The 24,087-nt window shown below is 46.3% G+C and carries 28 protein-coding genes; 20 read left to right on the forward strand and 8 right to left on the reverse strand.

The window, feature by feature from the left end:
• Window positions 1-68: 68 nt before the first annotated feature.
• The 7 genes from AB4517_RS05850 to AB4517_RS05880 all read right to left on the reverse strand — a co-directional run bounded on the left by AB4517_RS05850 (window position 69) and on the right by AB4517_RS05880 (window position 5,095).
• Window positions 69-896 carry a GNAT family N-acetyltransferase gene (locus AB4517_RS05850; RefSeq protein ID WP_065584472.1) on the reverse strand — a complete coding sequence of 276 codons (828 nt, stop codon included), beginning with the start codon at window positions 894-896 and terminating at the stop codon, window positions 69-71.
• A gap of 105 nt (window positions 897-1,001) precedes the next feature.
• Window positions 1,002-2,141, reverse strand: a complete 1,140-nt coding sequence (gene flhB, locus AB4517_RS05855; protein WP_372148045.1) for a flagellar biosynthesis protein FlhB — start codon at window positions 2,139-2,141, stop codon at window positions 1,002-1,004.
• Window positions 2,134-2,913: a flagellar biosynthetic protein FliR gene (gene fliR, locus AB4517_RS05860; RefSeq protein WP_050651150.1), complete on the reverse strand. Its 780-nt coding sequence runs from the start codon at window positions 2,911-2,913 to the stop codon at window positions 2,134-2,136. The genes flhB and fliR overlap by 8 nt, the downstream gene beginning before the upstream one ends.
• Before the next feature lie 5 nt (window positions 2,914-2,918).
• Window positions 2,919-3,188: a flagellar biosynthesis protein FliQ gene (gene fliQ / locus AB4517_RS05865; RefSeq protein ID WP_048610132.1), complete on the reverse strand. Its 270-nt coding sequence runs from the start codon at window positions 3,186-3,188 to the stop codon at window positions 2,919-2,921.
• Window positions 3,185-3,925 (reverse strand): flagellar type III secretion system pore protein FliP, encoded by a 741-nt coding sequence (gene fliP, locus AB4517_RS05870; protein ID WP_248365971.1) that lies wholly within the window; start codon window positions 3,923-3,925, stop codon window positions 3,185-3,187. Before fliP ends, fliQ begins: the two co-directional genes overlap by 4 nt.
• A 26-nt stretch (window positions 3,926-3,951) precedes the next feature.
• Window positions 3,952-4,335, reverse strand: a complete 384-nt coding sequence (locus AB4517_RS05875; protein ID WP_048610127.1) for a FliM/FliN family flagellar motor switch protein — start codon at window positions 4,333-4,335, stop codon at window positions 3,952-3,954.
• The gene (locus AB4517_RS05880) at window positions 4,328-5,095 is read right to left on the reverse strand and encodes a FliM/FliN family flagellar motor switch protein (RefSeq protein WP_048610125.1); all 768 of its coding nucleotides are present in this window, start codon (window positions 5,093-5,095) and stop codon (window positions 4,328-4,330) included. Before AB4517_RS05880 ends, AB4517_RS05875 begins: the two co-directional genes overlap by 8 nt.
• A gap of 171 nt (window positions 5,096-5,266) precedes the next feature.
• On the opposite strand from AB4517_RS05880, the gene AB4517_RS05885 reads away from it, so the two are divergent.
• The 19 genes from AB4517_RS05885 to flgA all read left to right on the forward strand — a co-directional run bounded on the left by AB4517_RS05885 (window position 5,267) and on the right by flgA (window position 20,901).
• Complete coding sequence (locus AB4517_RS05885) at window positions 5,267-5,614, forward strand: flagellar basal body protein (RefSeq protein WP_372148046.1); 348 nt, start codon at window positions 5,267-5,269, stop codon at window positions 5,612-5,614.
• 20 nt (window positions 5,615-5,634) lie between these two features.
• Complete coding sequence (gene flgC, locus AB4517_RS05890; protein WP_048610123.1) at window positions 5,635-6,063, forward strand: flagellar basal body rod protein FlgC; 429 nt, start codon at window positions 5,635-5,637, stop codon at window positions 6,061-6,063.
• Window positions 6,064-6,099: 36 nt separating this feature from the next.
• The gene (locus AB4517_RS05895) at window positions 6,100-6,768 is read left to right on the forward strand and encodes a flagellar hook capping FlgD N-terminal domain-containing protein (protein WP_372148047.1); all 669 of its coding nucleotides are present in this window, start codon (window positions 6,100-6,102) and stop codon (window positions 6,766-6,768) included.
• Window positions 6,769-6,920: 152 nt separating this feature from the next.
• Window positions 6,921-8,147, forward strand: coding sequence for a flagellar hook protein FlgE (gene flgE, locus AB4517_RS05900; protein ID WP_372148048.1), 1,227 nt, complete (start codon window positions 6,921-6,923; stop codon window positions 8,145-8,147).
• Window positions 8,148-8,151: 4 nt separating this feature from the next.
• A complete protein-coding gene (locus AB4517_RS05905; RefSeq protein ID WP_048610119.1) occupies window positions 8,152-8,886 on the forward strand; it encodes a flagellar hook-basal body complex protein in 735 nt (244 codons plus the stop codon).
• A gap of 11 nt (window positions 8,887-8,897) precedes the next feature.
• Window positions 8,898-9,683 carry a flagellar basal-body rod protein FlgG gene (flgG, locus tag AB4517_RS05910; protein WP_048610117.1) on the forward strand — a complete coding sequence of 262 codons (786 nt, stop codon included), beginning with the start codon at window positions 8,898-8,900 and terminating at the stop codon, window positions 9,681-9,683.
• A gap of 134 nt (window positions 9,684-9,817) precedes the next feature.
• On the forward strand, window positions 9,818-10,453 hold the full coding sequence (gene flgH, locus AB4517_RS05915) for a flagellar basal body L-ring protein FlgH (protein ID WP_048610372.1): 636 nt from the start codon (window positions 9,818-9,820) through the stop codon (window positions 10,451-10,453).
• Window positions 10,453-11,580 (forward strand): flagellar basal body P-ring protein FlgI, encoded by a 1,128-nt coding sequence (locus AB4517_RS05920; protein ID WP_086968999.1) that lies wholly within the window; start codon window positions 10,453-10,455, stop codon window positions 11,578-11,580. Before flgH ends, AB4517_RS05920 begins: the two co-directional genes overlap by 1 nt.
• Window positions 11,580-12,098, forward strand: coding sequence for a rod-binding protein (locus tag AB4517_RS05925; protein WP_157367449.1), 519 nt, complete (start codon window positions 11,580-11,582; stop codon window positions 12,096-12,098). Before AB4517_RS05920 ends, AB4517_RS05925 begins: the two co-directional genes overlap by 1 nt.
• Window positions 12,098-13,477: a flagellar hook-associated protein FlgK gene (flgK, locus tag AB4517_RS05930; RefSeq protein WP_050643540.1), complete on the forward strand. Its 1,380-nt coding sequence runs from the start codon at window positions 12,098-12,100 to the stop codon at window positions 13,475-13,477. Before AB4517_RS05925 ends, flgK begins: the two co-directional genes overlap by 1 nt.
• Before the next feature lie 10 nt (window positions 13,478-13,487).
• Window positions 13,488-14,372: a flagellar hook-associated protein FlgL gene (gene flgL, locus AB4517_RS05935; RefSeq protein WP_050643539.1), complete on the forward strand. Its 885-nt coding sequence runs from the start codon at window positions 13,488-13,490 to the stop codon at window positions 14,370-14,372.
• A complete protein-coding gene (locus AB4517_RS05940; protein ID WP_372141173.1) occupies window positions 14,369-15,271 on the forward strand; it encodes an OmpA family protein in 903 nt (300 codons plus the stop codon). The genes flgL and AB4517_RS05940 overlap by 4 nt, the downstream gene beginning before the upstream one ends.
• A 20-nt stretch (window positions 15,272-15,291) precedes the next feature.
• Window positions 15,292-15,675 carry a flagellar hook-basal body complex protein FliE gene (locus AB4517_RS05945; protein ID WP_050643537.1) on the forward strand — a complete coding sequence of 128 codons (384 nt, stop codon included), beginning with the start codon at window positions 15,292-15,294 and terminating at the stop codon, window positions 15,673-15,675.
• A gap of 14 nt (window positions 15,676-15,689) precedes the next feature.
• Entirely contained in the window at window positions 15,690-17,363 is a 1,674-nt protein-coding gene (fliF, locus tag AB4517_RS05950) for a flagellar basal-body MS-ring/collar protein FliF (RefSeq protein WP_050651144.1), read from the forward strand.
• Window positions 17,364-17,396: 33 nt separating this feature from the next.
• Window positions 17,397-18,401, forward strand: coding sequence for a FliG C-terminal domain-containing protein (locus AB4517_RS05955; protein WP_372148049.1), 1,005 nt, complete (start codon window positions 17,397-17,399; stop codon window positions 18,399-18,401).
• 13 nt (window positions 18,402-18,414) lie between these two features.
• Window positions 18,415-19,422 (forward strand): hypothetical protein, encoded by a 1,008-nt coding sequence (locus AB4517_RS05960; protein ID WP_050651143.1) that lies wholly within the window; start codon window positions 18,415-18,417, stop codon window positions 19,420-19,422.
• Between the two features lie 61 nt (window positions 19,423-19,483).
• Complete coding sequence (locus tag AB4517_RS05965) at window positions 19,484-19,771, forward strand: flagellar biosynthesis anti-sigma factor FlgM (protein WP_048610104.1); 288 nt, start codon at window positions 19,484-19,486, stop codon at window positions 19,769-19,771.
• Window positions 19,761-20,180, forward strand: a complete 420-nt coding sequence (locus tag AB4517_RS05970; protein ID WP_050651142.1) for a hypothetical protein — start codon at window positions 19,761-19,763, stop codon at window positions 20,178-20,180. The genes AB4517_RS05965 and AB4517_RS05970 overlap by 11 nt, the downstream gene beginning before the upstream one ends.
• 13 nt (window positions 20,181-20,193) lie before the next feature.
• Window positions 20,194-20,901, forward strand: a complete 708-nt coding sequence (gene flgA / locus AB4517_RS05975) for a flagellar basal body P-ring formation chaperone FlgA (protein WP_048610364.1) — start codon at window positions 20,194-20,196, stop codon at window positions 20,899-20,901.
• A 27-nt stretch (window positions 20,902-20,928) separates the two neighbouring features.
• On the opposite strand, the gene AB4517_RS05980 is transcribed toward flgA, so the two are convergent.
• The gene (locus tag AB4517_RS05980; RefSeq protein ID WP_372148050.1) at window positions 20,929-23,016 is read right to left on the reverse strand and encodes a flagellar biosynthesis protein FlhA; all 2,088 of its coding nucleotides are present in this window, start codon (window positions 23,014-23,016) and stop codon (window positions 20,929-20,931) included.
• A gap of 166 nt (window positions 23,017-23,182) precedes the next feature.
• Here AB4517_RS05980 and lafA point away from each other — a divergent pair, with 166 nt between their 5' ends.
• Window positions 23,183-24,073, forward strand: a complete 891-nt coding sequence (gene lafA, locus AB4517_RS05985) for a lateral flagellin LafA (protein WP_268670531.1) — start codon at window positions 23,183-23,185, stop codon at window positions 24,071-24,073.
• Window positions 24,074-24,087: the final 14 nt, after the last annotated feature.

Consider the following 24,087-nt stretch of genomic DNA (forward strand, 5'->3'; position numbering starts at 1 on the left):
GCTTGGCATCTTAGCTTCACTTCACACTGAGTGCGCATGCTCAGTGCGAGGTAAAGCTGAGTTTTCAACTAGCGAAAATCAAACTGTAAGATGCGATGCTTTGATGACAACCCAGCGCGTGTGATAGCTTTTTGCGCGCCAATATTGCTATTTTCTGTTGAACAGATAACTTCCAAATCTTGCTGGTTAGCGTGCTGCTTTAGAAAGTTAAGAACACGCGTTGCTAACCCTTTTCCGCGCTCTTGTTGAGCGACAATCATACCCAGGTCGGCAAACTGTGTTTGATGCTCATCGAACTTACGGCACTCACCGGCTGCGAGAACGCTGCCATTTTCCCAGTAGCCCCATAACTCTTGGCGGGCAATCAAATTGCCGTAGTAGCCGGTTAACCACTCTTTTGGCGCACCAATCGTTGATGAAGCAAATTCGACTAATTGATCGAGTTGTTCTTGCGTCGCTAGAGTCATCTCGATGTCTTCAATACGACCTGAATTACGACTAGAGTTAGCTTCTTGGTCTTGGCAATACATCAAGGAGTTCACCTTAAATGAATGGGTGTTATCCATGCATAGTGACAAGTATTGTGGTTCTGCCGTGCTTACGAATGCGCCTTTCACTTCACCAATCACAGAGCTGTTGTTTTCTACGATTAAGGTAAACAAGTCTTCTATATTGGTGTTGGCTGTTGGTGCTAGGTAGAATTGAAGTAAGTAACCTTCTCCGTTCAATACGCAATACCCCACAAGTTTGTCATCTTCGTAAAAGCCGTAATGGTCAGACATAGGTACAAAGCCAAAATGCCACATGCCATCGAGTGGAGCTGTAGATTCAGCAAAGTAAGCCGTTTTAAGTTCGCTTAAGTCGCTAAGTACTGAGATTTTTTTGATGTCTAACATCGCGTTAATTCCTGTTGTTTCGATGGCTGTAATTGTAGGCGACTGCTTTAGGCTGGTATTGAATAAAAACGACAGTTTTATGTGTATCACTAGTGGAGTAGCGGCCTATTCGCTTGGATCGGACCATGATTTAGGGATGTTGAATTGGGGCAAGCTGGTGGGTTTGTTTCTTTCGCCTTTGCGCCATGCTTTTAGCTGATTCACATAAGTTAGAATATGCGCTATCGCGACAAAGAGTTGGTTTGGAACCATTTGGTCGATTTGAGTGGTGTTGTAAATCGCCCTGGCAAGTGCAGGGCTCTCGACGACTTCAACCTCATTTTTAGTCGCTAGTTCTCTAATGTAAAGCGCCACATCATCTTGCCCTTTCGCGACAACAAACGGTGCCTCTGCTTGGCTTAAATCATAAATTAGGGCAATGGCGTAACGGGTCGGGTTGGTTAACACAACGCTCGCTTTAGGCACGCGCTCATTGGCACTTCTCTTGGCATTTTGAGTCTGTATCTGACGGATTCGAGCTTTAACCTCGGGCCTACCTTCTTGGTCTTTGTGCTCATCTTTGACCTCTTGCTTGGTCATTTTCATCTGTTTTGTAAATTCATGCCGCTGATAAGGGAAATCAAATAAGCCAAACAGTAAGACGATTAAAAGAAGGTAACCCAAGTACTCAATGGTAATGGTTGCTACGGAAAGTACGACGGTATCAAAGTGGGCACTGACTAAGTTGGTGATCACCGAGATGTAGCTCGATATTACCCAGTACAGTAGGGTAAAGAACAGAGAGACCTTAATGACGTTCTTAAACAGTTCGACGATCGATTGAGAGGAAAATATGCGTTTCAGTCCTTTGAGTGGGCTTATCTTTTCCCACTTGGGGATCAATAAAGATGGGCTGAATATCCACCCACCAAGTAGTGTTGAGCCGACGATCGCGGCAATCATTTGATAAATCAGAAGCGGGAAAAATAGCGTGATCATCGAAAAAAGCGCGGTGCCTACTAACTCAACGATAGCCATTGGCTGGCTGACCGTTTGGCTATCAAACTGAAAGCTGACAAGAAACAGTTCTATGAAGGTCTGTTTAATCATGTCTACATTCAACACGTAGTAAGCAACGACGCTGACAAGGGTTATTGAAGAAACGAACTCTTTAGCGCGCGGTACTTGCCCTTCTCGTCTAGCTTTGGCGAGCTTATGTTGACTGGGTTGCTCGCTCTTATCTCCGGAGTCTTGATGATCAGACATTAGGCAGCCTCAACATATAGTGCAGATGCTGGTTCAACTCTAATACCAGATCAAAATAGTGATCGCCAATACCGGTTAGGGAGGCCATTAATGCGAATAAGCCAAGTAGCATGGTCATTGGGAAACCAAGTGCAAAGACATTAAGAGACGGTGCCGCTTTGTTCATTAAACCAAACGTGATGTTGCTCAATAGCATCACGACAATAGCAGGCACCGCTACCAGTAAGCCGGTCGCAAACATCCAAGAGACCATTTTCAAGACGTATTCAATGCTGTTGAAAGGGAAGGCTGAATTGAGAGGCCAATATTCAAAGCTTTCTTTAAACACAAGCAGCATCACTAGGTGTCCATCTAAAGAGAGGAAAAGCAACATAGAGGTGATGAACATGATTCTGCCAATGATGGCGATACTAACGCCATTGGCAGGGTCATTCATTATTGCCATGGCTAACCCCATTTGCATGGAAATCGCCTGCCCCGCAATTGAAAAAATAGTGAAAAATATCATCACTGCAAAGCCAATTAAAAAACCAAATATGAGTTGGTAAAAAGAGAACAGTAGAGTGTCGATGCTGAAAGGGTTAAATGGAGGAACCTCCTTCACTAAGGGAGCGAGAAGCAAAGAAAAAATAAAAGCAAACAGCAACTTAACTCTTACCGGTATCGCGTTATCACCAAAAAATGGTGCGATAAGAAAAAGCCCAGTAAATCGGACAAATGGCCACCAGAGTATCCCTAGCCATTGGGTGATATCAGTAAAGGTTATTTGCATCAGGGCTAGCCAACCTTGCTTGGTATTGTATTGAAGATAAACAAGAATAGGTCGTTGATCTCTTGTAATAACCAATGGCCAGAAAGAATGATGCATAACAGAGTTACTAATAGCCTAGGAAGGAAGCTAAGGGTTTGTTCATTGACTTGAGTTACCGCTTGGAAAATTGCTACGACCAAACCCACGACAAGGCTAGGCACGATAAGAACCGACACCATAAGAATGATCAGCCAGATTGCTTGGCTTACCAGAGTGACGGCTTCTTCCGGACTCATCCACTTATCCAAAAACTGTTGGCTAAACTCCCCATGAGTAAGCCCCAGCCATCGACGATGACAAATACCAGCAGTTTAAAAGGCAGAGAGACAATCAAGGGCGACAGCATCATCATCCCCATCGACATCAGAACAGAAGCCACCACTAAATCGATGACCAGGAAGGGCAAAAACAACATAAAGCCAATTTGAAAGGCGGCCTTGAGCTCGCTCAGTAGATAAGCCGGCAGTAATACTAAGAAGGGAATATCTTGATCGGACTCTATGGAGGTTTCGCCTGCGATTTTGGAGACTTGTTCGAGTGCCTTACGTTGCGTTTGGTCCAGCATGTATCGTCGCAGCGGCTTTTCTGCTGTGGCTAACGCTTCCATCAAGGACATTTCATCGTTCGAGTATGGAATGTAAGCGGTATCGTAAATCTTGGTCCAGACTGGCCTCATGATCAGCAAAGTAAAAATGAGTGCAATCCCCACAAGCACCTGATTTGGTGGCGTTTGTTGCAGACCGAGCGCTTGCCTTAAAATGGCCAAAACAATGACGATTCGCGTGAAGCTGGTGCACATGATCACGAAAGCTGGAACGAAGCTCAGTAATGTCATCAGGATTAGAATCTGCAATTTAATGCTGTATTCAGTGCCGTCAGATGTGGTTGTTTCACTGAGAATCGTCAGCCCTTCTGCGTGCGATGTACTCGCGAATAACGCAAAAGCTAGCGTGAAGAATATTCGTTTCGGCATCGTACTCTTTGCGTTATTCAAAGGAGCTACTTACTTGGTTTCTTGATGATGCTCAGTAATCTAACGCCATACTGACCATTCTTGGATACTATCTCCCCCGTGCCAAACGCGGTGCCGTTGATCTTGATATCGACGGGGTCGCCTTCATGTTTTTCCAGCATCACGACACTGCCTGCTTTTAAATTCAGTAGCTCATCTAATATCAATGTCTTACGTGCAACCTCAACGGTGATGTCGACAGGGATACTTTTTAGCAGAGAGATGTTACTCATATGCTCTTTGTCGTCTCCCAAGTCCAAGTCGTCGGTAAGATCATCCAAATCTAAGTCATCAAGATCTGGTAATTCATCATGAAGGTTTAAGTCGCTCATTGAGCTGTCAATGTTGTGTGTCTCTTTGTCGTTAGCCATCGATTTCGACTCCCAGTTCAGAGTTTATGGATTGAAGTTTGCCAAAAAAAGTAGGGTGTCCGTTGACCTTGACCGTGAGGTTTTTGCACAAGGTCATGGGCATAAAATCCCCGGGTTTTAGCTGAGAAAGCTCATGGAGTGTGCACTGCCGGTGAAGCATGACACACCCTAGCTCAACGGGCTGATAGCGTAAGTTGTCGAGTATCTCTTCCCGATCAAAGGTTTCGTTACTTTCCATCATGTCGCGCAGCTTTTTCACGTATTTGTTGTCGATCATGAAGGTCAGATCGAGCTGTTGGTCGTCGAACTCAAACGTAATGGTGACACCAATGTCAGAGGGCTGATGGTCGGTGTGCTCAATGGCGTAGTGATTGGCATCGGCAGTCAGCGCGTTGGTTATCGCCATGGCGAATTTTTGAAAAAGCCTTAGGTGGGTTTGGGTTAGCGCAATGTCGTTATTGCTACGCTTTGATTTCTTGAGTGGTAACGGGTTGTTGAGGTGCTTGTGTAGCAGAATATCGGCAGCTTGTGGCGCAATAAAGAAAAAAACATGCCCAAATTCCTCAATATGAAGAACGGTTTTGATGCTATTTGCTGGAGGTCGACGAGCTTCTGAAAACGTCGCTTTTACGTGACGGCCCGCAAAGTTAAACTTAAAAATATCAATAATTTCTGTAGAGAAATGGCTTGAGTGCCTTAACAGAAACTTACGCATTTTTATGCTCGGATTTCCGAATTCAGTCAATGATAACTTCTTCATGTCAAGTACCAATTGTTGGTTTTTGCGGTCACTCTCAAATTTGACACGCTAATTAATCCTAACTATAGGTTAAAGCAATCTCATTTCAACTTCGGTTGTGAGAGAAAATATAAAAAGTTAAAGGCCTACTTCTTAAAAGGATTAAGGCCAAACAACGACGAGGCTAGGGCAATGATTCACTTAGACGATGCGCTTGGGGTACACCCAAAAATGGTGCAGTTTCGTTTGGACAGAGCAGCAGTATTGAGCTCCAATATTGCTAACGTGGACACGCCTAATTACAAAGCGACGGATCTAAGATTCGAGGCGGTACTCAGTGGTATTGGTCACTCAAAAGACTGGTACATAGGTACGACGGCTCAATATCGGATTCCTGTGCAAAGAACACGAGATGGCAACACTGTTGAGCTAGAAAATGAGCAAGCTAGGTTCGCGAAAAATGTGATGGATTATCATCAGAGCCTTGCGTTTTTGCAGTCTAAGATCAACGGGATAAAGTCTGCCATCAAGGGACAATAAGTGAATTAGGTAGGGACATCATGGCTTTCTTAGGTATCTACGAGACGGCAGGCTCAGCGATGAGTGCACAGACCGTCAGGCTTAATACTATCTCCAGTAATTTGGCGAATGCCGATTCAGTATCTGGTGACCCATCAAAAGTCTATAAACCGCTGAAACCGATTTTCTCAGCAGTTTATAACCACTTCAATGCACAGCAAACTCAACAGCAAGGTGTGGTGCCGATTCGGATTGCCGATGTTGTTGAAGTCTCCTCAATGATGGAAGGCCGTTATGAGCCCAACAATCCTCTCTCCAATGACGAAGGGTATGTTTATTACTCTGGCATTAATGTCGTTAACGAAATGGCTGACATGATATCGGCTACTCGTAGTTTTGAAGCCAGCGTAGAAGTGCTCGGCAACGTAAAGTCGATGCAACAATCACTGATGGGGCTTTGGCGTAGTTAATGTAACTGCTGCCAATGACGCCAGAGGAATTACACCATGACGACGATATCCGGTGCGGCGCAGGTCAATAATATTGAGTCTGCGTCAACGATCACCCCTCAAGATAATCCGAATAGTGCGAGTGCATTAAAGAATGAGTTCATTACTTTAATGGTGGCTCAGATTGAAAATCAAGATCCACTCAACCCAACTGACGGCACGGAATATGTCGCACAGTTGGCGCAGTTCTCTCAGGTTGAAAGTACAGAAAACCTTGTTCAGCTGACGCAAAACAACTCGACAATGCTCGATAACTTACAAGTGCTTAGCACCGCCGCGCTGATTGATAAAACAGTGACGGTAAAAAGTGATCGCTTGTCTGCATCGGGTGTTGATCAGCATGCGGGATACGTTGAGTTACAGGCGCCATCGAATACCGTGATACTGGAGTTAGTTGACTCACTTGGCAACGTAAAGTCGATGAACCTTGGCCCGAACAGTGCAGGGCGAGTGGATTACACATTGGATGCGCAAGCCATGGGGCTGACGGGTAAGTACCAAATGCGTATCAAATTGGACAGTGGACAAGATTATCAGCCATCGATTTATCAGCATGGCCAAGTGGAACATGTGACGACACCTTTAATCGGTGGTACCAGTCACTTGCAGGTAAAGGGAGTTGGCATGGTGGCGTTTTATGACGTTGCTGCCTTCTCAAATGAGTAAAGTTTGAAATAGGTTAAAAGATTTTCGCTATATTTTTTCGGCTTTTGCCGGTTTTAGTTTGTTTTTTAAAGTAAGTAAGATGGCGGCTGTCGTTCTTCGCTAGCTAAGTAAACCTGCGGAGATAGCCTCTTTAGCGTGAAGAGGAAGACATTATGAGTTTTAGTATTGCACTGAGCGGGCTTAATGCCTCGAACTCAGAGCTGAACACCATTTCGAATAATATTGCTAATGTTTCTACGACAGGTTTTAAAGAGTCGAGAACCGAGTTTGCTTCCGTTTATAGCGGTAGTGAAGCTGGTGGCGTTGAAGTGGTTGGGGTTTCGCAAAACTTTGAAAAAAGTGGAACGGTTACAGGTACAGGGCGATCTCTGGATATGGCATTGAGTGGTAATGGCTTCTTTGTGCTTGAAGACAGTAAAGGGCAAACCCTCTATACCCGTTCTGGTATTTTCAACATGAACGCCGATGGCGTGATCACGGCAAATAGTGGTGCGGCTCTGCAAGGTTACTCGGTTGATGGCAATAATAACCTGCTGTTGGGGTCGGTAGGCACCGTGCAGATCAGTACTGCATCCTTGCAGGCTAGGGAAACAGATGCCATTGAGTTTGTTGCCAATTTAGATGCCAGAGAGCAAGTTCCCGCCACCGCATTTGATTACGGTGATTCATCCACCTACAACCATTCCTATACCACTCCAGTTTATGACTCTCTAGGTAACCCACATACGGTGAGTCAGTACTTTGTAAAAGGTGCATCCAATGATTGGGATGTCCATGTTTTGGTTGATGGTAAAGCGATTGATGGCGCTGATGCCTTGATACCTGCCGCGTCACCAACTGCAACAGACACAGCAAATTTTACTTTTAATGCCGATGGCACCATTTCGTCAGGGGGAAATTATTCAGTCAGTTTTGACCCTGCGAATGGGGCGAACAGTGTTACGGTTAATATTGACCTTGCTGCGGTCACTCAATTTGGTAGTGACTTCGTTGTCTCCAAAAATAGCCCGAATGGTTATACCTCTGGTGACTATGCCAGTGTTCGTATGGAAAACGATGGCCGTATATTTGCGACCTACACCAACGGCCAATCTCAATTGCAAGGTCAGGTGGTGCTTGCCGACTTTGCTTCTCCTCAAAACATGATCAAAACCAGTGATACCGCTTGGTTGCAAAGCTTCAGTTCCGGTACGCCAGTTCTTGGTACCGCGGGCAGTGGGGTATTCGGTGATTTGACTTCTGGTGCACTCGAAGGTTCTAACGTCGATCTGACGTCTGAATTGGTGGCCTTGATGACGGCTCAACGTAACTATCAAGCCAATACCAAGTCGATATCGACATCGGATCAATTGACGCAAGCCTTGTTCAACGTGGTGTAGCGCTATGAATCCTATTCTATTCAGTGCAGCGAAAGGTGCAGAGCGAACCATGCTCGCTCAGCACGTTCGCGCAAATAATCTGTCACATGCGGATACCGTAGGTTTTAAAGCCTTAATGGAGCACTCAACACCGATGCGCCTTGAGGGCTCAGGCTTTCTGACTTCCGTCACGTCTAGAACCAACTCATCGATTAATAACTTTGCTCAGGGTGAAGATATACGTACAGAGCGACCATTGGATATTGCGATCAATGGTGATGGTTTTATTACGCTCGAAGGGCTAGAAGATGAACCTGCTCAGCTCTTTACCCGGGCGGGTAATTTTCGATTGGATGGTAATGGGCAACTCTATCTTGGTGAGCGTCGGGTGATGTCGACAGAAGGTCCAATGGTGTTACCAGATTTTGAGTTTGTGTCGGTGAGCTCGAATGGGTTGGTGTCTATTACCCCTATTGGTGGTGAGGCGTCGCTAGAGGTTGGCGCCCTCAAGCTGGTTAAGCCTGAGAATGAGCAAATGACCATGCATGCCAGTGGTCATTTTGTTCCGAAAGGTGGGCAAGCATTGGCTGAAGATTTTACCGTTCAGGTTCGTTCAGGTTATTTAGAAGCGAGTAATGTCTCCAGTTTAGAAGAGCTGGTCAGCATTATGTCGCTTACTAGACAATACGAAATGCAAATTGAAGTGATGGCATCTGCAGATGAAATCGCTCAGATAGGCAATAAGCTTCTCAAAGCTTAAGGAAGGGAATTATGCACAGTGCCTTATGGATATCCAAAACAGGGATGGCCGCACAAGATGCAAAAATGACGGCTATTTCGAACAACCTTGCCAATATCAATACGGTGGGTTTCAAGCGTGACCGCGTGGTGTTCGAAGATCTTTTTTATAGCGTCGATAAACAAGCGGGTACCGAAACCACAGAGCTCAATGAACATCCAACAGGTATTCAGCTTGGTAATGGTGTTCGAGTGGTCGGCACCGAGAAAGTGTTTACCCAAGGGAATATTCAGAATACGAATCAACAGTTTGATTTAGCTATTTTGGGGGATGGTTTTTTCCAGATAGAGAACTCAGAAGGAGAGCTGCTTTATACCCGAAATGGGCAATTTCAAACTAACTCTGATGGGCAGCTAGTCAACACGCAAGGCTATCCTTTGATTCCTGAAGTTGTCATTCCTCCAGAAGCGACCCTAGTCAGCATTACTGCTGATGGTGTGGTCAGCGCCACGATACCGGGCCAAGTTAACCCTGAAGACCTAGGGCAAATTACCATCGTTAAATTCATGAATCCTGCGGGGCTTTCTGCTCAAGGGGGAAACCTATTTATTGAAACTGAAGGTTCAGGTGAAGCGGTCGAGCTCGTCGCCGGAACAGAAGGTTCAGGCCAATTAAAACAAGGAGCACTTGAAGGGTCGAACGTACAGGTGGTGGAAGAGATGGTCGATATGATCGCCACCCAACGCGCTTATGAGATGAGCGCCAAGATGGTCAGCGCAGCCGATGAGATGCTGCAGTACATCGCGCAACAATCATAGCTTTCGCTTTAACGAGCGAATAGCGATGGTCGTTAGGGAGTTCTGACATGGAAAAGTCAATCAAACCAGGGTTGGGTAAGGCGCATGCAATCTGTGTGATTTATTACCTAACCGTAGTTACCTTGCTGGTGGTGATGGTTGCCGGCTGTGCTGGTCGTCAAGACGATTTTATTCCACCATCGCCGAATGATGAAGCGTATGCACCGCCAGAGCTGGACTATCAAGTGACAAGAGTCAGCAAAGGCAGCCTTTATACGGGCACCACCTCGATGACCCTGTTTCAAGATCGAAGAGCGTACCGTGTGGGCGATATTTTAACGGTGTTGTTGGATGAAAAGACAGAGTCAGATAAGAGTGCCTCAACTCAATATGGCAAAGATTCCAGTGCCAACATTACCGCGCCCACATTGGGCAACAAGACGTTTGATGACGTGAGTGCTTCCGTCGATGCCACCCGTGATTTTGATGGTGCTGCTGCCTCAAAGCAAGGCAACAGCTTATCAGGCTCTATTACTGTCACCGTTTACAACGTCTTGCCCAATGGTGTGCTTAGGGTAAGAGGTGAAAAGTGGCTCAAGCTGAACCAAGGGGACGAATATATTCGTCTGACCGGCAATGTCAGGGTCGATGATATTCAGGCAGACAATACCCTCTCCTCCCAGCGAATCGCTGATGCAAGAATCACTTATGCTGGCCGCGGCTCGTTTGCTGATACCAATACTGCAGGTTGGTTGACCCAGTTCTTCAATTCGCCATGGATGCCATTCTAATGAAATCCCAAATTCGCTTCTACTTAACCTCGTTGGCGTTGCCTTGGTGCTTGCTCTGTTTTACTTCGGTGGTCGATGCAGCGCGGCCGATTGCTGAAGTCGCAGAGGTGTATGGAGACAGACAAAACCAACTTATTGGCTATGGATTAGTTGTCGGCTTGGACGGGTCTGGTGATAAATCGCAAGTGAAGTTCACGCAACAATCAGTGGTTAACATGATCAAACAATTTGGGGTGCAACTGGATGATTCCACCAACCCTAAACTGAAAAATGTCGCCGCCGTTAGTGTCACAGCCATGGTGGAGCCTCACCAAGGAGCAGGTCAAACCCTGACGGTGACGGTGTCTTCATTGGGGGACGCAAAAAGCTTGCGCGGCGGCACCTTATTGCTGACTCCATTACGAGGTATCGATGGCGAAGTTTACGCAATAGCACAAGGCAGCCTAGTTGTTGGTGGCTTCAATGCTACCGGTGAAAACGGAACCAGCATTACAAGAAACACACCGACCGTCGGGCGTATTCCCAATGGTGCGACCTTGGAGCGTGAGGTCTCGACCGGTACTGATTTAGAGCCAACGATACGCTTGCAACTCAAACAACCGAATTACGAAACCGCGCTCAATGTTTCCAAAGCCATTAATAAGATGTTCGGCGGGCAGGTAGCCAAAGCGCTCAATAAAGGTCAGATCCAAGTCTCTGCCCCGATTGATAGCGAAGACCGAGTGATGTTTGTTGCCATGATTCAAGAGCTTGAGGTTGAAGAGGGGCGACGACTGCCTAAGGTCGTGTTCAACTCTCGCACCGGAACTGTGGTGATCAGCCAGAACGTGACGGTGTCTGAAGCTGCGGTCAGTCAAGGCGGGATTACCGTGACGATATTGGAATCTCAATCCGTTTCTCAGCCTGGTGGTGCTTTCAATACTGCTGGAGAAACCGCGATTATTCAGAACTCACAAGTGAGTGTGGATGAGGAAGATGGGACCACTATGGTTTGGCCGAAAGGGACCAATCTGCAAGAGATCGTTGATGCGATTAACAACATTGGTGCGACACCAGAAGCGCTTATGCAAATCTTGCAGGCACTCGATGAGATAGGTGCCATTAACGGTGATTTGGTGGTGATCTAATGACTAATCTAACGGCTTTGACTCACGTGGCGCTTGAACCGATATCGAGTAACCAAGCGACGCCAATACTGGACAACCCAAAAATGGCAGCGTCGGTTAAACATGCTGATCATCCGCTGCCATTTGCAAGATTAATGATGAATAGAGCGCCTGAAACGGTGCACATGGCGAAAGCCAGTGCAGGTTCAAGCCAAGCTATGACCAACTTTTACTTAGACAACAACGCGCTTGCTAAATTGAAGCATGACAACTCTGCCTCAGGATTATTAGCGGCTTCACAGCAGTTTGAGGCGTTGTTTTTACAACAAATGCTGACCCGAATGCGCTCTGCCAGCCAAGCGCTTAGTGACAAAGATAATCCGTTGTCGATGAAATCAGACGATATGTTTCAGGGCATGCTAGATGCTCAGCTTGCACAACGAATCAGTCGTCAATCGTCGTTTGGATTAGCCGAGATGATTTTTAAACAGTTGTCATCACAAGTTATCGGCCGACCTTTTGATAAGGAGAATCAGTAATGGGAATGACCAACATCGGATTAAGTGGTGCACTCGCCAACCGTGTAGCTCTCAATACAACGGCGCAAAATACCGCTAATGTGAATACCCCTGGGTATAGCCGTCAAATCGTGACGATGGAAGCCAGTTTATCTGGCAATGCCGTGAATGGTATTAACTTAGGCTCCGGCGTTGAGGTTAGCGATATCCTGCGGATTGCCGATCAATCGTCTATTAATCGACTAAGAGAAGCGACGGAATCTGCCCAATATAGCCAAAGCTATTTTAATGGTTTGTCCAATTTGGAGAACTTGTTAGGAGCTGATGGGCTTAGCCTCACACAGGGAATGAATGGATTTTTTGCTGCCATTGATGAGGCCAGTGTGACACCTGAAAGCGTCGCTTTTCGCCAGCAAGTACTGACAAATGCTGATGCTCTAGCGCAGCAGTTTAACGCTGTATCCGCTCAGTTGAGTCAGCAAGAAGCCGCGCAAAGTGAGCGTTATGGCGCACTGGTTACCCATGTGAATAGCCAATTAGAAAGCATCGCTTCTCTAAACCAAAAACTGCAAGAAGATGCGCTGCTCGGCAAGAGCGTTGGTGGCTTACAAGATGCGATGGATAAACACCTCAATGAACTCTCTAAGTCTCTCGATGTTAAGGTGATCTACACCAATGGTGGCGTCGAACTCTCGACACCAAACGGTCAGCCTTTAGTGATTGGCGGTTATGCCGCATCGCTTGAGCGAGACCTATCCAGTGGCGATCCTTACAGCACGGATCTGAACATTACCTTTCAGTCGATGACGACGCCTGTTGATGCTTCGTTGGGTGGAGAGTTAGGGGCGCTCGAAGCGCTAAAAACCAACCAATACGATCCCATCCAAACGTTGCTAGCAGATCTTGCCAAAGGCTTGGCTGATGGAGTGAATACGGCATTGAATTCAGGGTTTGATCTTAATGGCGTAGCTGGTCAGAACTTGTTTACCTACACCCCAGGCAGTGAAGCCTTATCTTTGGCGATTGATCCTAACCTCACTGCACAAGACTTAGCCTTTTCATCGAGTGCGACCCTTGCCGGAAACGGCGATGTGTTGAAAGACCTATCGATGTTGTCACAAACACCACTAACCAATGGCTCTGTGGTGGGAGAAACACCCTACAGCGCCTATTCAGGGTTACTCGGTGATATCGGTATTTTCACTCGACAGGCGCAGAGCGAGGCAACGGCAGCTCAAGTCAGCATGGAAGACGCACAAGTGGCGAGAGACAGTGTCAGTGCGGTTAATTCCGATGAAGAGGCCGCCAACATGCTGCTGTACCTCAACGCTTATGAGGCCAACATGAAAATTATTAGTACGGCGAATCAGATGTTTCAGACCTTGCTAAGAGCATTCTAGGAGAAAAGTGATGCGTGTAACGGACTCCCAATTTAACGCGGTGATGCAGCGTTCATTAATGGACAACAATATCCGCTTGAACAAAGTTTTTGAGCAAATGTCGACCGGGCTGAAGATCAATCATTTATCCGATGACCCGATTGCCGCTGTGCGCCTTGAAGGGCTCAAAAAGACCGTCTCTGACAATCAGCAGTACCAACGCAATATCGAAAACGTGCAGTCACAGCTGACGCGCTACGAAACTAACGTCAACACGCTTGAGGAGCTCTCTCAACAAGTGAACGAACTGCTCCTACAAGGGAAAAACGGTACGCTTGATTCACAGAGTAGAGCGGGGATAGTGCTAGAACTTAAGTCCCTCAAAACGGAAATGTTGAACACATTGAACCAAGCCAATGATGGCAGTTATCTCTTTTCAGGAACGGATATCAGCACCCCAGCGATCGCTACAACACCGCCTTATGCCTTAAATCCCAACTCAGATTATCGCGAGACTAAGGTCGGTGATAATCAGTACGTACCGAGTAACTTAACCATCACCGATACCATAGGTAGTAGTGCAATTTTTACTGATTTAGACAATGCGATAGCAGAATTGGAGCTTCCAACTGGGGGATTTACTGCTGCTTTAGATAATGCGCTCAATACCAACCAAGCGCTTCATCAAAGCTTGTTGGTTTCATTAACTGATATTGGGAGTCAATACAACGCCTTAGACAGGTTGAAAGAGACCAGTATCGATATGGTGTTCTTTGCAGAAACCGTTCGTTCTGAGCTAGAGGAACTCGATTATGCAGAGGCATCCGTTGAACTTAACCAAGGTATGATCGCGCTAGAAGCTACGCAAAAAACCTTTGCGCGTGTTGCCGGAATTTCACTGTTTGATTTGTTATGAATAAGTACTTTTGGGCAACCGCTAGCTTGGGCACTTCCTCTGTCTTTCGCCGTGCCCTTGGCAAGATGCTAGGCGTTTTGCTAATAGGCTGGGGAGTGATGCTGTCGACTCAGGTTTTGGCGCAGCGCTACATTGTTCCGTTCGATAGTGTCGAGTGGCGGTTCACAGAGTCTGTCGATCAGTGTGAACTGAACTCTTTCGATCCTCACACCGGCTTTTCTGTGCAATTCATTTTGTTGGCGGCAAGCCCGATGGAGGTCAGAGTGGAAAAGCGTGGTGTGCGTTCACTTCCGACATCAACGTCATTCAATACTACAGAGCCTGTTTGGGGAACGTCCCAGTCTTACACCACAACCACCATCGAAAGAGTAAACAAGCAAGGGGCCGCTTTGGTGACAGACGATGGCGCAACCTTGATGTTGGATGATATGGCAAGTGGCGCTTGGTTTAACGTTAATGCGATGGATTTTGATGTCTATTTCCCAACCACCAACTTTAAGCCAGCTTTAGATCAATTTAATGAGTGCCGTTATGGCTTGCCGCCGGTCAACTTCCAGCATGCGCGTCGAGTCGAATTGCGCTTTCAGCAAGGGGCGGTGTCACTCACCGAAGGGCAGAAACGTACCATTAATGACATCAGCACTTTGGTCAAACGAGACTCGAGAATCATTAGAATCCTGATTGATGGTTACACCGATAATTCCGGTGATTCCGTCGCTAATTTACAACTTTCAAAGCAGAGAGGATCCGACGTTGCGCAGTGGTTTATGGGCAATGGCGTGTCAAAGAAAATGATTGAGATACGCGGCCACGGTGATCGTTATCCAAAGTACGACAACACGACTCAGCAAGGCCGGGATAAGAATCGTCGCGTAGAGATTCGGTTAGTGCGCAAGTGATGCAACCGCGAGGGTAAACAATGGAAAAGATGACTGCAGTCCAAATGCAACAAGCAATGTTAGGGAAGATAGAGCAGCAGCAAGAGGTTGCCAGTAATCCGTTCTCTAACCAAGCTGTCACGGGAGCGATGGTGAGAGGCATCACGCATGACAATCACACGGTTAACCCGGTATCCGATAATTCACTGGCGTTCAGCAACACCTTGAAAAGTGTGCTCGATACCGTAGATAGATACCAATCTCATGCTTCGGAAAAAATCACCGCCGTTGAGTTAGGTAAAAGCGATGATTTATTGGGAGCGACGGTCGCATCACAGAAAGCTCAGCTCTCATTTAATGCATTGATGCAAGTGCGCAACAAGATGGTGTCCAACTTTCAAGACATCATAAAAATGCCAATTTAGGCTAGGGATTAGCGATGGCAGCAGAAGCAGAAACTCAACCCGCGTTGACCAATAATATGGGAGTAGCCAAAGAGAAGCTCACTGAGGCCTCTAGTTGGCTCACGAGGTTTTGGCAGAGTTCACAACGCAACGTCATTATCATCACTATTTTTGCGACGATTACTGCGGCGATCATCGTGATTATGCTGTGGACGTCATCAGAACGGTTTAGGCCCCTCTATAGCAAATCAGCGAACTTCGATTCTAGCCAAGTACTGCAAATGTTGGATGAGGAATCAATACGTTACCAGTTGAGTCAGGACGATGGGCAAATACTGGTTCCCGAAGGTGATGTCGCCAAAATCCGCATGATATTGGCGTCTAAAGGATTAAAAGAACAATTGCCGAGTGGCTTTGATTCGCTAGATAGCTCAAAGAGCCTCGGCGAGAGTCAGTTTATGGAGAATGCTCGCTATCGCCATGCTCTAGAGGGCGAGTTAGCACGCAGTATCACCACTATGAGTGCAGTGAGCTTGGCTCGTGTTCATTTGGCCATACCGAAGGAAAGTTTGTTTATGCGTGATGACGCTGAGCAGCCGAGAGCCTCGGTGATTGTGCATATTATTAATGGGATGGACCTTAAGCCGACTCAGGTTGAGTCCATCATTAACTTAGTGTCTGGTGCGGTTATTGGACTTAAATCGGAACATGTGCGAGTGGTCGATCAACATGGTCGTTTGTTATCAAATGATGCGACGGTTGGGGACATTACCGTGACGACTGGCAAGCAATCCGATTACAAGCGTAACCTTGAAAAAAACTTGGTCGCTCAAGCGACTGACATGCTGACCCCAATTCTCGGTGCAGCCAACTTTCGAGTTCAAATTGCCAGTGATATTAATTTTTCTAAGGTTGAAGAAACAGAAGAAATCTACGCTGATCCTGTGGTCCGAAAAGAGACCTTATTGAGTGACATGAACGAGTCGTCGATGGCGCTCGGGATTCCGGGGGCATTGAGCAACACACCACCAGTGACCGATGGAGAGCCTCAACCAGAGCCTAACGCCAAGGTCAATCGAAGTGAAACATCGCGTGATTATGCGGTGAGTGGCAAGGTTCGCCATACTCAGCATCAGCAAGGTGTATTGCAGAACCTCTCTGTCTCTATTGTGGTGAACGACTTAGCGAACCCCAATCAAACTTGGACACCTGAAGAGCTTACTAATGTTGAGAATGTGGTTCGTTCGGCAATAGGGTTCAATACCGAGCGCGGCGACAGCATTCACATCACTCACTTCCCTTTTGTGATTGCCAGTATTCCAGAGCAAGCCCCGATTGCTTGGTTTGAGAACACGCATATTATGCAGCCTCTTAAATATCTACTTGGAGTGATGCTCAGTGGTTTGATGATCATGGTGGTGCTGCGACCTCTAGCACAATACCTTACTAAGTCAGCGGAGCAAGAAGAGCTGGAAGCGGAAAGCATGGAATACGATGACGTCATTACCAAAGAAGAGCGTGCCGCTGATGCAGCCTTACAATCCAAACTGGAATCGTTAGGTATTGATGCAACCGGTATTAAGGCGCTTGATGACAACTTGCCATCTGCGGATAGCCCACTCGAAGTTCAAATTAAACATCTCAAATTAATCGCAAAAGAAGACCCGAATAGGGTGGCTGAGATTTTACGTACTTGGATACAAGCATAACGAACCAAATAAAAGTCAGTAGGGAGAAGGGGCATGGATGGCAAACAAACCTATCAATCAGTGGACGGCGTTGCGATGTTGGTGTTGACGATGGGAGAGGACATCGGTTCTGAAGTACTCAAAGGCTTCACCCATGAAGAGATCAAACAGATCACGCATGCCATGAGTAAAATGAAGGACATCAAAGCCAAAGATGCGCTGGTCTCTTTGTCGGGCTTTTTTGATGATTTTCGTAAGCACTCCGGGATTCTCGGCGGGACACGACAATACATCACCAATGTGTTGGAAAAGACGTTAAACGGCAATTTGGCGAGAGATCTTGTGTCGGAGATTTATGGCGATGAGATCCGCTCACATGCTGAAAAGCTGGCATGGATTCCTCCGGAGCTTTTGGTCAATGATCTCAAGAAAGAGCACATCAATCTGCAAGCGCTGTTGATTGCCCACCTCCCTTTGGAATACAGCGGTCGTGTTATGGAGGAATATGAGGAACAAGAGTGCCATGCGTTAATCCTGCAAATCTCTAAGACACAGGTGTTAACCTCTGGTCTGATGGAGACACTAAAAGACCTTATCGATCGCTGCAAAGTCAATTATCACAGCGGCGGGTCTGCCAGCCTGCAGGGTTCGAAAGTGGTCGCGAACCTTATCAACCGTTATTCCGGTGACAAAAGCAATTTATTCCAATTCCTTCATGATCAAGACGCTGAAGCCGCAGAGCTGGTGGAAGAGGCGATGTTTGATTTCTTCACCCTATTTAATCAAGACCTAGAAACCATCAACCTGATTAACGAAAGAGTCAGCCTGGAGCAATGGGCATATGCCCTCAAAGGTACCAATAAAGATTGTCGCCTTTACATCATTAACTCTATGCCACAACGGGTATCGACAGAGCTCAAAGAAAACCTGGTACGCATTGGTGCTGTGCCGGTCAGTCAGGTTGAGCAAGCACGTAAAGATATCATTGATATCGTCAAACAAATGCAATCGGAAGATATCATCAAGCTGAACTTTGCTAACGAGCCAAGGTTGACCTAATCGGAGATGTGGTATGAAACTCACGGGTATTACGCAGCGCAAAAATCAGGTGAATCCGACAACGACGGGAAAAATTAAAAAGCCGGAAAAGCTAACCAGTAACAAGCCGAACAATGCACTCGTTAGGCAGCAAATGGCGCAAATGAACCTGCAAGAAAGGCCTAAGCTGATTGCTGAGGTTGCCGATTCTCACAAAATGTACAGCAGGCTTATGATGGCGGGGGAAGTGCTACGAACTGTGGCGAGCGAATTGATTAAGCTGCGCCAGTTAGCAGAACTGAACCAGTACAGCCCAGAACAAGCCAATCACATTGATGTGATTAAGAAAAAATTGGTGTTTTGGAGTCAGAAAAGATTGTTTGGTGACTATGTCGTGGACTCAAGTTTTGCACCGATTCAAGGCGATAATCCTTTTATCGAATTTACGATTCCGGGGCTCGACTTACAGCGAGAGCGGTTTCGCGATGAGGTTGTTTCTCTGTACATCAATAACCGCTTGATACCGTTGGCGTTTGAACGTTCAGAAGACAGAGAGGTATTGCTAGAACAATTCAAGATGATGTTTGCTTATGCGCATTTGCAGCTCAGAATCAATGAACAACAAGAGTTTGTGATCGGTATTCGAGACCAACAATGGCGTTTGTGGGATGGGCAGGTTTTCGTTTCAGGCCAAGGTGGTCGGTATGCTGAAGGGCCTCCGATTGCGGTGCCGGCTCAAGCTCGCTATCCCGTGTTGGACGACATCAGTCGCTTGTTGGTCAATGAGCCGGGCTCAAATCAACAAATCGACGCCTTGCTTGAACGGGTTAATAAACTGTATTTGGCATTATCGAAAATGTTGAAAATGAAAAGGCAAAAAGCTGACCAGCTTATCGCGTTTTGTTCACACCCCGAGTTGCAAAAATTAGGCAGTTTTAAGCATCAGTTAGTGAGTAACCCAGAGCTGTCGCTTAGGTCAATTCATCGCGGCTTTAGTGGGCCAACCAGAGACAATGTAATCAAACTATTGAGAAAAAGGTGAAACAGAGACGAAATACTGCCGTTATAGTTAATTAGTAGTGCAGCAAAATGGGTAGGCAGAGATGAGTCAAATTAAGGTCGACAATGTGAAACACGTTGTGCCTCATACTCAGGTAGATGTGGTTCAAAACAAAAAAACCGAGCCCGATCAAAAAGCGAAGGTGAAGCCGATTAACCTCTCTCAGCATGAAGTGGAGTTACTCGATAATACCAAGAGCCTTTTTGACGGTATAGACGATATCGATATGGCTAAAGTCGAGCAGATTAAAGCGCAAATTTCCACGGGAGAGTTAGTGTTTGATATGGATGAGCTAGCGAAAGTCATTACGAGACTGGATCATGGAACGTAGAAGTGACCTGATTGGTTATATTACCTATGGTCAGCATGTGCTGGCTTTGTCGGGCGAGTTATCTGTACGTTTAGATGATATTCGTGCTGCGATATTGAGTCGTGAGTATCAGAAGCTGGAATCCCTCAATCAAGCGGTCACATCACTGACTCAACGGCTAGCTGACGCTGACGCCAAGCGATTTACTCTGGCCAAAAGGCTCGGTTGTAAGGAGCGACAGTACGCAAAAAACATGCAGGCTCGGCTTAAAGGAAAGGCACTGCAACGCGTTCAAACGTTGGATGCGGAAATTGAGCAGTCGATCAACCAGTGTAAAACCAAGTTGGCGCGCCAAGGCAGTGTCATGGTGATGCAGCATCAAGCAATGGAAGAGGCGCTTGGTAAGCATCAATTAAGAGTCAATGTTTAGGCTGAGGCGGTGTATGGTTAGATTATTAAAGCTAGCTGGTACATTACTGCTCGTCTATGGTTGTGTGACCAAGGTGAATGCAGAATCAGATAGCATTGCACTTGAACAACAACTCTCCACTCAAATCCATTCGCTCATTGAGCAAACCATTCGCTACCGCTATCCCCAACAGTACCAACTCGATGTTCAGCTGCGTTTTTCTCGGGCTATTCATCAGTTACCGCCCTGTACTGAGTCTGTTGAAGTGACCCATAGAAGCAAGATCAAGCTTGGCAAACAAAAGTGGAATGTGCGCTGTGCGCCTGAGAGATGGACCCTTTCTGCGACCTCAACGTCGACAATAACCGTCTGGACTGCGACAGCTAATAAAGCACTTAAGAAAGGCCAACGGCTAACGCATGACGATATTACGATTGAACCGATCAAACTCTACAAAGACCAAAAAGTGTTCTTCAAGGCCAGCGAAATCGTTGGTAGCAAAATTAAGCGCTCAGTGAACAAGGGAGGTTTGTTGACCACTTCCTCTATGTATTTGGATTATGACGTTGAAAAGGGGCACTCTGTGGATGTGGTTTTTCAATCGAATCGTATACGTTTAGAAACGTTAGGAATGGCGTTAGAAAGTGGGCTGATAGGCGACACGGTCTCTGTTAAGAATCGACAGTCTGGAAAGTTACTACGCGGCGTCGTCATTGAAAAAAACAGAGTTCGTGTGTTCTAAAATCAGATTCAATGAGCGAATTATTATTTACTCCACATCCCCTAACACATTTAATCCATACTCATTTGGGATCTCATTGTAACTCAGCACAATCAGCTCTTTGGCAAAGGCCTTGGCTAACTTGGCTATCATAGGGCGTGTGGTGGGAGGCACTACGATGACCGGTGGCAGGTTTTGGCTCTGCATGGTTTGTACTATGGTCGGCATGCGATTTTGGAATTTCTGCAAGATCGTCGGTTCAACAGGAATCGAGTCCAGAGGAATATTGGGGTCGCTTTGCTGACTCAAAGAGATCGCGCCCTTTAACTCACCTTCTAAGGTTGCACCAATAATGAAAGCGTGGATGGTTTTGCTGTTTGGCGAGATCAAATTGACGATGGTTCGTTTTAACGCGACCCGGATATTAGAAGACAGCAAGATTGGATCCTTTATGGTGTCGACGCTTTCAATAATGGTGTTGGCGATGGTTCTCACGTTAATGATAGGCACTTGTTGAGCCAGCAATTGACGGATGACCTGCATTTGTAGGTTCGGACTAATAACGCTTGCTAGGTTCTCTGCAAGCTCAGGATGCTGCATAGCAAGTCGTTGGTTGAGGGCTTTCACGTCATCATAATTGAAGATGTTGTCTAGGTGTTCGCTGCACACTTTGCTGACGTGAGTCGCGATGACATCATGCACCTCAATTACCTGAAAGCCATGATTGATCGCCTTGGTTTTATCCCCTTTTTTAATCCATAGCGCTGGAAGCTGATAGGCTGGGTCAATGCCAACAATGCCATCGAGATCAGGATGCTCAATATGGTTGCCTACTGCCATCGCTTTATCGGCATAAACTTCGCCACGTTCAATCTCATCACCATCAATGCTAATGGCGTATTCGGAAGGCTTGAGCGAGAGGTTGTCGGTTATCACCACCTCTGGCATCACAAAGCCTATTTGTTCACTGAGTGTTTTTCGGCTGCCACGAATACTCTTAATCAGGTTACCGCCCTTTTGAGAGCTTGCTAAAGGAACCAACTTGAAGCCTAACGACAGGGCAATCACATCCACGTTGGGAATAATGCTCCAATCAATCGTATTTTCTTGATGAGGCTGAGGAAGCGTATCTAAATCGGGGCTTGTATCGGGCGTAACATGCTGAAATTTAGATTGTCTCCAACCGACAAACGCCAACAATACGGTAAAGGTATAAAAGGCTAAGTGCGGCATGTTTGGCACGCTACCAATAACAAACATGACTCCCGCAGCCATGTATAAGTTGTTCGGTGACGCAAGCAACTGCCTTTTCACCGTTTGTGCCATGTCGTTATCGTTATCACTAATTCGCGTCACGATGATAGCGGCTGATGTGGCCAGTAACAGCGATGGAATTTGTGCAACCAGACCATCACCAATGGTCAGTAGGGCATAGGTTTGGAAAGCTGCTTCTGCGGTTAGGTTGTGCTCAAATATTCCTATTAGAACCCCACCGATTAAGTTGATGAACAGGATTAATAGCCCAGCAATCGCATCACCACGAACGAACTTACTGGCACCGTCCATTGCGCCGTAGAACTCCGCTTCTTCTCCTACTTCTAAACGTCGAGTTTTGGCTTCTTTCTGATCGATAGCGCCTGCATTTAAGTCTGCATCAATGGCCATCTGTTTCCCTGGTAGGGCGTCCAGAGTAAAGCGCGCTGATACTTCTGAAATCCGTTCGCCCCCTTTGGTGATGACCACAAAGTTAATGATCATCAAGATCACGAACACCACGATACCGACAACGTAGCTCCCGCCGATAACCACTTCACCAAAAGATTGAATCACCTTACCAGCGGCGTCACCGCCATTGTGACCTTCGAGTAGAACGATACGGGTAGAGGCTACATTGAGGGTTAATCGAAGCAGGGTAGCGACAAGTAATAGCGAGGGAAATATAGAGAAATCAAGCACTCGTGAAACGGTACTGCTGACCAGCAAGACGACTATGGCAAGCATGATATTAAAGGTAAAAAACGTATCCAATAAAATTGGTGGCAGCGGCAGAATCACCATCGCCAAGATCATGAGTAACACAATTGGAATTGTTAGCCGTGCAGCTATTGCATTTAATACGTGTCTCATAACAACCATTATTATGAATATTGTTGATTAATATACTAGGATACTTTTACGCACTTCTCATTTTTGAGTCTTGCTATTTTTAAATTTAGTGATCTTTTTTCCGAAAAATATGAAATGAAATTTTTCCTCTGTCGTTAACAGTTAGTGAACAGCAAACACAGATGGGGAACATCAGATGGCTATATCAGTACATACAAATTACGCAAGCTTAGTGACTCAAAATACATTGCAGTCGACCAATAATGCGTTAACTAAATCCATGGAAAAACTGTCTACCGGCTTTCGAATTAACTCAGCGGCAGACGATGCGGCAGGTCTACAAATCGCCAACCGATTGGAAGCTCAATCACGTGGTATGAATGTAGCAATGCGTAACTCGCAAGATGCGATCTCTATGTTGCAAACCGCTGAGGGTGCATTCGATGAAATGACCAATATTGCTTACAGAATGAATGATCTATCCACTCAAGCTGCTAATGGTACTAATACTACGGCAGATTTAGCCGCATTGGACTCTGAGTATCAGCAGCTGGGAGAGGAATTAGCAAATATTCTAGCGAATACCAATTATGGTGGTAACAACTTAGTAAGTGGCACGGGTGCTTTTGACGCAACAATTGACTTTCAAATTGGTAGCACATCGGCTGAGACCTTAACTTTTGATACTACAGTTGGCGGTACATCTACAGCACTGGCTGATATTCAAGCCTTTGTCGGTACATCAGGTGCTTTGGGTATTGGTGATTTAACCACCCAAGCGAATGCACTTGTCGCGATGGATGCATTGACTGGTGACCCTGCAACAGCGACAGATAATGGTCTGATCGGTCAACTGGGTGAAATTCGATCTACATTTGGTGCGACAATTAATCGCCTAGAGCACACCATTACCAACTTGGGTAATATGACGGAAAACGTGGACGCATCTAAAGGCCGAATCATGGATACCGATTTTGCCTCTGAGTCTGGAATGATGAGCAAGCAGCAAATGCTCATGCAATCGGGTGCTTCTATGCTGAGTGCATCGAAGATGGTGCCTCAATTAGCGATGAGCCTATTGGGCTAGTTTGAGTAGCAATT

Source organism: Vibrio sp. 10N.222.52.C3 (assembly GCF_041474195.1).
Classification (GTDB): Bacteria; Pseudomonadota; Gammaproteobacteria; order Enterobacterales; family Vibrionaceae; genus Vibrio; species Vibrio crassostreae_C.

Coding starts and splice junctions, on each gene's coding strand:
- AB4517_RS05850 (WP_065584472.1), bottom strand. CDS start 896: ATGTTAGACATCAAAAAAATCTCAGTACTTAGCGACTTAAGCGAACTT.
- flhB (WP_372148045.1), bottom strand. CDS start 2,141: ATGTCTGATCATCAAGACTCCGGAGATAAGAGCGAGCAACCCAGTCAA.
- fliR (WP_050651150.1), bottom strand. CDS start 2,913: ATGCAAATAACCTTTACTGATATCACCCAATGGCTAGGGATACTCTGG.
- fliQ (WP_048610132.1), bottom strand. CDS start 3,188: ATGAGTCCGGAAGAAGCCGTCACTCTGGTAAGCCAAGCAATCTGGCTG.
- fliP (WP_248365971.1), bottom strand. CDS start 3,925: ATGCCGAAACGAATATTCTTCACGCTAGCTTTTGCGTTATTCGCGAGT.
- AB4517_RS05875 (WP_048610127.1), bottom strand. CDS start 4,335: ATGGCTAACGACAAAGAGACACACAACATTGACAGCTCAATGAGCGAC.
- AB4517_RS05880 (WP_048610125.1), bottom strand. CDS start 5,095: ATGAAGAAGTTATCATTGACTGAATTCGGAAATCCGAGCATAAAAATG.
- AB4517_RS05885 (WP_372148046.1), top strand. CDS start 5,267: ATGATTCACTTAGACGATGCGCTTGGGGTACACCCAAAAATGGTGCAG.
- flgC (WP_048610123.1), top strand. CDS start 5,635: ATGGCTTTCTTAGGTATCTACGAGACGGCAGGCTCAGCGATGAGTGCA.
- AB4517_RS05895 (WP_372148047.1), top strand. CDS start 6,100: ATGACGACGATATCCGGTGCGGCGCAGGTCAATAATATTGAGTCTGCG.
- flgE (WP_372148048.1), top strand. CDS start 6,921: ATGAGTTTTAGTATTGCACTGAGCGGGCTTAATGCCTCGAACTCAGAG.
- AB4517_RS05905 (WP_048610119.1), top strand. CDS start 8,152: ATGAATCCTATTCTATTCAGTGCAGCGAAAGGTGCAGAGCGAACCATG.
- flgG (WP_048610117.1), top strand. CDS start 8,898: ATGCACAGTGCCTTATGGATATCCAAAACAGGGATGGCCGCACAAGAT.
- flgH (WP_048610372.1), top strand. CDS start 9,818: ATGGTTGCCGGCTGTGCTGGTCGTCAAGACGATTTTATTCCACCATCG.
- AB4517_RS05920 (WP_086968999.1), top strand. CDS start 10,453: ATGAAATCCCAAATTCGCTTCTACTTAACCTCGTTGGCGTTGCCTTGG.
- AB4517_RS05925 (WP_157367449.1), top strand. CDS start 11,580: ATGACTAATCTAACGGCTTTGACTCACGTGGCGCTTGAACCGATATCG.
- flgK (WP_050643540.1), top strand. CDS start 12,098: ATGGGAATGACCAACATCGGATTAAGTGGTGCACTCGCCAACCGTGTA.
- flgL (WP_050643539.1), top strand. CDS start 13,488: ATGCGTGTAACGGACTCCCAATTTAACGCGGTGATGCAGCGTTCATTA.
- AB4517_RS05940 (WP_372141173.1), top strand. CDS start 14,369: ATGAATAAGTACTTTTGGGCAACCGCTAGCTTGGGCACTTCCTCTGTC.
- AB4517_RS05945 (WP_050643537.1), top strand. CDS start 15,292: ATGGAAAAGATGACTGCAGTCCAAATGCAACAAGCAATGTTAGGGAAG.
- fliF (WP_050651144.1), top strand. CDS start 15,690: ATGGCAGCAGAAGCAGAAACTCAACCCGCGTTGACCAATAATATGGGA.
- AB4517_RS05955 (WP_372148049.1), top strand. CDS start 17,397: ATGGATGGCAAACAAACCTATCAATCAGTGGACGGCGTTGCGATGTTG.
- AB4517_RS05960 (WP_050651143.1), top strand. CDS start 18,415: ATGAAACTCACGGGTATTACGCAGCGCAAAAATCAGGTGAATCCGACA.
- AB4517_RS05965 (WP_048610104.1), top strand. CDS start 19,484: ATGAGTCAAATTAAGGTCGACAATGTGAAACACGTTGTGCCTCATACT.
- AB4517_RS05970 (WP_050651142.1), top strand. CDS start 19,761: ATGGAACGTAGAAGTGACCTGATTGGTTATATTACCTATGGTCAGCAT.
- flgA (WP_048610364.1), top strand. CDS start 20,194: ATGGTTAGATTATTAAAGCTAGCTGGTACATTACTGCTCGTCTATGGT.
- AB4517_RS05980 (WP_372148050.1), bottom strand. CDS start 23,016: ATGGTTGTTATGAGACACGTATTAAATGCAATAGCTGCACGGCTAACA.
- lafA (WP_268670531.1), top strand. CDS start 23,183: ATGGCTATATCAGTACATACAAATTACGCAAGCTTAGTGACTCAAAAT.